This window comes from Thermus arciformis, from assembly GCF_900102145.1.
Classification (GTDB): Bacteria; Deinococcota; Deinococci; order Deinococcales; family Thermaceae; genus Thermus; species Thermus arciformis.
In genome coordinates, this window is record NZ_FNBC01000065.1 from 1 (window position 1) to 6,067 (window position 6,067).

Annotated in this window: 4 protein-coding genes and 1 pseudogene; 4 read left to right on the top strand and 1 reads right to left on the bottom strand. The window is 66.9% G+C overall.

All coding sequences use genetic code 11. From position 1 onward, the window contains the following. The 3 genes and pseudogenes from BLP62_RS12995 to BLP62_RS13005 form a co-directional block, all read left to right on the top strand. Positions 1-699, top strand: a pseudogene (locus tag BLP62_RS12995) (IS200/IS605 family element transposase accessory protein TnpB); the annotation flags it as partial. A gap of 101 nt (positions 700-800) precedes the next feature. Next, complete coding sequence (locus BLP62_RS13000) at positions 801-2,405, top strand: long-chain fatty acid--CoA ligase (RefSeq protein WP_093008706.1); 1,605 nt, start codon at positions 801-803, stop codon at positions 2,403-2,405. Then, positions 2,405-3,166 (top strand): SDR family oxidoreductase, encoded by a 762-nt coding sequence (locus tag BLP62_RS13005; RefSeq protein WP_093008707.1) that lies wholly within the window; start codon positions 2,405-2,407, stop codon positions 3,164-3,166. The genes BLP62_RS13000 and BLP62_RS13005 overlap by 1 nt, the downstream gene beginning before the upstream one ends. Positions 3,167-3,838: 672 nt before the next feature. Here BLP62_RS13005 and BLP62_RS13010 read toward each other — a convergent pair. Further along, positions 3,839-5,209, bottom strand: a complete 1,371-nt coding sequence (locus BLP62_RS13010; protein WP_093008708.1) for a replication initiator protein A — start codon at positions 5,207-5,209, stop codon at positions 3,839-3,841. Between the two features lie 316 nt (positions 5,210-5,525). On the opposite strand from BLP62_RS13010, the gene BLP62_RS13015 reads away from it, so the two are divergent. After that, entirely contained in the window at positions 5,526-5,717 is a 192-nt protein-coding gene (locus tag BLP62_RS13015; RefSeq protein ID WP_241374312.1) for a hypothetical protein, read from the top strand. Positions 5,718-6,067 lie beyond the last annotated feature (350 nt).

Below are 6,067 nucleotides of genomic sequence, written 5' to 3' on the forward strand. Positions count from 1 at the left end.
GTGGCCATCGCCACGGAACGCCTGAAGTACCTGAGGAAGTCCAGGAGGGGTGACGGCTCTGGAAGGGCCTTCCGCGGGAAGCAGCACCGCTTCGCCTACGCCTCCCTCCTCCGGAAGGTCCACTCCCTGGCCAGGAAGCGGGGCGTGCAAGTCGTGGAGGTGAACCCCCAGGACACCTCCACCATTGGGATGCTGAAGTACGCCCCCCAGCTCTCCCTCTCCAAGGACGTGGCCGCCGCCTACGTGATCGGGAGGAGGGCCTTGGGGTTCAGGGAGAGGCTTCCCAAGGGATACGGGAAGCTCCTGAGGGACGAAGCCTTCCTGGCCTACGCTCAGCGGTTCTACCAGACTCGGGCCGAGGAACTCCGCGAGCAAAAGAAAGTTACACGCGACCGTCCCCGCAAGAACAGGCTCTCCCGTGAACTCAAGAGGGTTCACGGGGCCCTCTTCCTGCTTTCAAGCCTTCAGGGCCCTCCAGGGAGCCAAAGGGAGGTCACCGACGGAAGGAACTTCCTTGGCGCCCATCCCTGGCGGGTCCTGAGGGCAGGCCTCTTCCTTCCCCTTCTCAGGAGCACGGTACCTCGTGACCTCTCCCCGCTGAAGGCCCTCCTTCACCGGGGAGCGTGGGAGGGGTGGAAAGGAAGCTTAGGTCCTCCTCCTGGTGGAGGGCCGGAGTGCGCTAATGTGCACTCTACTTGACCAGGTCATTTTGGAGGGAAAGCGGGTGGCCTTCGCCAAAGGGGTCTTCTACCGGGTGGGCTAAAAGGCCTTATACTGGGTTCAACCCAAAGGGGGTGCCCATGTTCCCGAGCACCATGATGGAGGAAGAACTAAACCTTTGGGACTTTTTAGAGCGGGCGGCGGAGCTTTTCGGCAAGAAGGAGGTGGTCTCCCGCCTCCACACCGGGGAGGTCCACCGCACTACCTACGCCGAGGTCCACCGCCGGGCGCGGAGGCTCATGGGGGGCCTCAAGGCCCTCGGGGTGGGCGTGGGGGACCGGGTGGCCACCCTGGGCTTCAACCACTTCCGCCACCTCGAGGCCTACTTCGCCGTCCCCGGCATGGGGGCGGTCCTCCACACCGCCAACCCCCGGCTCTCCCCCAAGGAGATCGCCTACATCCTGAACCACGCCGAGGACAAGGTCCTCCTCTTTGACCCGAACCTCCTCCCCCTGGTGGAGGCCATCCGGGGCGAGCTCAAGACGGTGCAGCACCTCGTGGTCATGGACGAGAAGGCCCCGGAGGGCTACCTGGCCTACGAGGCGGTCCTGGGGGAGGAGGTGGACCCCGTGCGGGTGCCGGAGCGGGCCGCCTGCGGCATGGCCTACACCACGGGGACCACGGGCCTCCCCAAGGGGGTGGTCTACAGCCACCGGGCCCTGGTCCTCCACACCCTGGCGGCAAGCCTCTTTGACGGCACCGCCCTCTCGGAAAGGGACGTGGTCCTGCCGGTGGTGCCCATGTTTCACGTGAACGCCTGGTGCCTGCCCTACGCCGCCACCCTGGTGGGGGCCAAGCAGGTCCTCCCCGGGCCCAGGCTAGACCCCGCCTCCCTGGTGGAGCTCTTTGACGGGGAGGGGGTGACCTTCACCGCCGGGGTGCCCACGGTCTGGCTCGCCCTGGCGGACCACCTCGAGGGCACGGGCCACCGCCTGAAGACCCTGAGGCGGCTCGTGGTGGGGGGCTCGGCCGCGCCCAGGAGCCTCATTGAGCGCTTTGAGCGGATGGGCATTGAGGTGCGCCAGGGCTACGGCCTCACCGAGACCTCGCCCGTGGTGGTGCAGAACTTCGTCAAAAGCCACCTCGAGGCCCTCCCCGAAGGAGAAAAGTTCGCCCTCAAGGCCAAGACGGGCCTCCCCATCCCCCTGGTGCGCCTAAGGGTGGCGGACGAGGAGGGCCGCCCCGTGCCCAAGGACGGGAAGACCCTGGGAGAGGTCCAGCTCAAGGGCCCCTGGATCACCGGGGGCTACTACAAGAACGAGGAGGCGAGCCGGGCCGCCCTCACCCAAGACGGCTTCTTCCGCACCGGGGACATCGCCGTCTGGGACGGGGAGGGGTACGTGGAGATCAAGGACCGGCTCAAGGACCTCATCAAGTCGGGCGGGGAGTGGATCTCCAGCGTGGACCTGGAAAACGCCCTCATGGGCCACCCCAAGGTGAAGGAGGCGGCGGTGGTGGCCATCCCCCATCCCAGGTGGCAGGAGCGGCCCCTGGCGGTGGTGGTGCCAAGGGGCGAGAAGCCCACCCCGGAGGAGCTGAACGAGCACCTCCTAAAGGCCGGCTTTGCCAAGTGGCAGCTCCCCGACGCCTACGTCTTCGTGGAGGAGATCCCGAGGACGAGCGCGGGCAAGTTCCTGAAGCGGGCCTTGCGGGAAAGGTACAAGAACTTCTACGGGGGTGCCTAATGTTCCTGGAAAGGTTTCGCCTAGACGGCAAGGCCGCCCTGGTGACCGGGGGGTCCCGGGGGCTCGGCCTCGAGGCCGCCTTAGCCCTCAAGGAGGCGGGGGCGAAGGTGGCGGTGGTGGCCCGGCGGGCGAGCTTCTTTGAGGAGGCCCGCAAGGCCTTAGGGGAGGACGCCCTCTACCTGGAAGGGGACGTGCGGGACGAGGCCCGCCTGGAGGCCATCGCCGAGGAGGTGGAGGAAAAGCTTGGCCCCCTCACCATTCTGGTGAACGCTGCCGGGGTGAGCTGGGGGGCCCCTTCCCTGGAGATGCCCGTGGAGAAGGTCCGGGAGGTCCTGGAGGTGAACCTGGTGGGAGCCTTCCTGGCGAGCCGGGTGGCGGCCCGGCGCATGAAGGAAAGGGGCTACGGCAAGATCATTCACATCGCCTCCGTGGCCGGGCTCAAGGGGGAGTACCCCGAGGTCCTGGACGCCGTGGGCTACTCCGCCTCCAAAGGAGGCCTCATCGCCCTCACCCGGGACCTGGCGGTGAAGTGGGGAAGGTGGGGGATTAGGGTGAACGCCCTCGCCCCCGGGTTCTTCCCCACGCGGATGACGGAGAAGGTCCTCCCCCGGGCGGAAGCCTTCCTCAAGGCCACCCTGCCCCTGGGCCGCCCGGGGGCCCCGGGGGAGCTCGGCGGGGCGGTCCTCTTCCTGGCGAGCCCCGCCTCGGACTACGTCACCGGGGCCGTCCTTCCCGTGGACGGCGGGGCCACGGCCCTCTAGGGCCACCCCAGGCTGGCTTGCGCCAGCATGGGGGTCCTCGGGCCAGCCGGGCCCGGACGAAGGGGAAAAAGGCAGAAAGAAGGGGAGCGGGGCACCTCGCTCCCCAAGTCTTCCGATAGGAGAGGCTTCCCGCCGCCCCCAAAAGGCCCTCCCAGGGCCCCCCACGTTGCGAGGCCCAAGTGCGGGGGCCTAGGCCTCGAGGCCCGGCCCCGGGTTTCGGGGCAGATTTGGACTCATTCCGCTTTGCGAGGCCCTGATGTTGATCTCTTAGTTGATCTTAAAGTCTTTGATCTTGAATAACTTGATGATCAACAACAGGGGGCGGGGGGCGGGCGGGCGAAGCGCGTCGGGGACGCAAGTGGCCCCCGCGAACTCCCCAAGTCTTCCGATAGAACTCCCCAAGTCTTCCGATACTAACACCCCAAGTCTTCCGATACCCCGGCCGTAAACTCCCCAAGTCTTCCGATACCAACTCCCCAAGTCTTCCGATAGCGACGCCCCAAGTCTTCCGATAGGGGGGAGGCCCGAACGCCCCAAGTCTTCCGATAGTCCCTGGCCCGAACGCCCCAAGTCTTCCGATACCCCGGGATGGGCGGAAAAAGCCCTTCGCGAAGCCCTTCGCGGCCCTGGGGCCTCTTGGGGCGGGGGGCCACGCCCCAAGTCTTCCGATACCTACTCCTCCAGGCGATTCCGGAAGGAGTTCAGCCAATCCTCCAGGGTTCCCCTGGCGGAGGCCTCCTTCAGCTCCTCCACGAGGTTTTTCGGGTCCAGGACGCCCTCCTCCATGAGGCGGGCCAGGTCCTCCAGCTCCCCCACGCTCACCCGGGAGCGGAGCACCAGCTGGGCCACCTGGAGGGCGCGGCGGACCCGGGCGTCCTTGGGGAGGCTCTGCCACTCCCGCTCCGCCTCCTCCTCCACCCGCCTGGCCTCCTCCTCCTCCAGGCGGGCCTGGGCCCGGCGGGCGTTGGGGGAGGGGAGGGCGTGGGCGTACTTGCCGCTCTCGTCCCGGATCACGTCCACGAGGAAGCCCAGCCGGTTCTTGGGCTTGTAGCCCGAGGCCAGGATGGCCCGGAAACGCTCCACCCGGGCCCGGATGTGCTCCAGGGAGTAGCGGCGGGCCAGGGAGTAGGCGGAGGTGAAGGAAAGCCCCTCCGCCATGAGGAGCTCCACCGCCTCGGCGTCGGGGACGGAGCCCGCCTCCTCGCCGAAGACGTAGACCACGGTCTGGTTCTGGCCGCGGCCCACGTACTCCACCGACTGGAGGTAGCGCCGCTCCAGGAGCTCCTGGTGGGCGGGCTCGAGGGTGCGCCGCACCTTGTCGGGCCGCTTGTGGACGATCTTGCAGGCGGCGGCCCACTCCATGAGGTTCACCTCAAAGCGGGGCAGGGGAGAGGGGTTTTCCGGGGAGAAGCGCTGGGCGTCCAGGAGGCGGTAGAGGGCCCGGCTCAGGGGCCTCCTGAGGCTGGCCATGAACTCAATGTCTATGGGCTTCACGTACTGGTTCTTCAGGGAGCGGACGATCTCCTTGGCCAGGGTGATGCGAAGGACGCTGGAGCGGTCTAGCTTGCCTTGGGGGGAGCTGGTGTATTCCAGCTTTTCTATGTAGCGGAAGGTCACGCTCTGCCAGCGCCCGTTCTCCCGCCAGGCCTCCGAGAGGACGTAGGTGGCGGTGGTGAGGCGCATCAGGCTCTCCTTGAGGGCGTTGTAGTAGTAGCCCGAGGTGTCCAGGCCCATGAGCTTGAGGATCTGGTAGGGGGTGGCGGTGAAGGTGCCGTCCTCGGGGCTTCCGGCGTTGAAGTAGAGGGCGATGAGAGCCAAGGAGACCTCGTTGTCCAGGCCGTGGGGCACGCCCCCCACCTTCTCGCTGGCGTAGCAGGCCAGCTTCACGGGCTTGCCCAGGAACTCAAACTCCTCCTCCCAGGAGGCGTAGCCCTCGGGGATCCGCTCCTGGATGGAGATGAGGCCCAGGCGGGCCACGTTGGCCTCGTCAAAGTGGCGGGGTTTGGCCAGGGCGGGCTTGGGCGGGTTCTTTTTGGAGGCCATCCTGCCCCCCAGTCTAAGTACCCCGCCCGGGCTTTCGCTAGAGCGGGGGCTGGGCGGGGTACTTAGGTGCGGTCCCGGTACCTGAGCCGGGCCAGGCGTTGGGGGTTTCAATCCTCACCGGCCCTTTCGGGCCGATGCAACCTCCACGGACCAGGAGAACCCGTCCCGGCGGACGGGGTTTCAGTCCCCACACACGTGGGGATGGACCGTGCGAAACCGCCTAGCGATGAGGACCTTCGCCCTGGCCACCTGGGCCGGGTGAGAGCTGTGGCGGGCCTATCGGGGATAGGATGAAGGTATGACCTTGCCCGCTGAGATGGAAAAGGCCCTGGAGCGCTTCAAAAAGGCCTACGGCCCGAGCTGGGAAAAAAGACTGCTGCGCCTCTTGGAGGAGGAGGTGAACCGCAAGAAGGCTAAGAAGCAGCTTTCCGCTTTTCTTGCTAGGGTGGTCGGCCGGGCCAAGATGAGCGAAGAGGAGATATTCCGCAGGCTTGAAGGTCATTCTTGACACCAAAGTGCTGGAGGATGGACCGTTGCGCTCCGCTGCGAGGGGTAGTAGGATGAGGACAACCCATCGGGCTGGGCCTGGGTTCCCGATAGCCCGGTGCAGGACGCGCGGCCCTCCAGGGGGCCGTTGCCCTTTTATGGCCAGCGGAGGTTTCAATCCTCACCGGCCCTTTCGGGCCGGTGCAACCTCTTTCCCCGTGATGCGGGTGGCTCCGGCTCCTTTGGTTTCAATCCTCACCGGCCCTTTCGGGCCGGTGCAACCTCTAGGGACCAGCTGAAGCCGTCCCGGCGGACAGGGTTTCAATCCTCACCGGCCCTTTCGGGCCGGTGCAACCCGGACCGTCCCCTCCA

What these genes read in the sequence shown, in the direction of transcription:
- BLP62_RS13000 (WP_093008706.1), top strand. Translation starts at nt 801, where the DNA reads ATGTTCCCGAGCACCATGATGGAGGAAGAACTAAACCTTTGGGACTTT.
- BLP62_RS13005 (WP_093008707.1), top strand. Translation starts at nt 2,405, where the DNA reads ATGTTCCTGGAAAGGTTTCGCCTAGACGGCAAGGCCGCCCTGGTGACC.
- BLP62_RS13010 (WP_093008708.1), bottom strand. Translation starts at nt 5,209, where the DNA reads ATGGCCTCCAAAAAGAACCCGCCCAAGCCCGCCCTGGCCAAACCCCGC.
- BLP62_RS13015 (WP_241374312.1), top strand. Translation starts at nt 5,526, where the DNA reads ATGGAAAAGGCCCTGGAGCGCTTCAAAAAGGCCTACGGCCCGAGCTGG.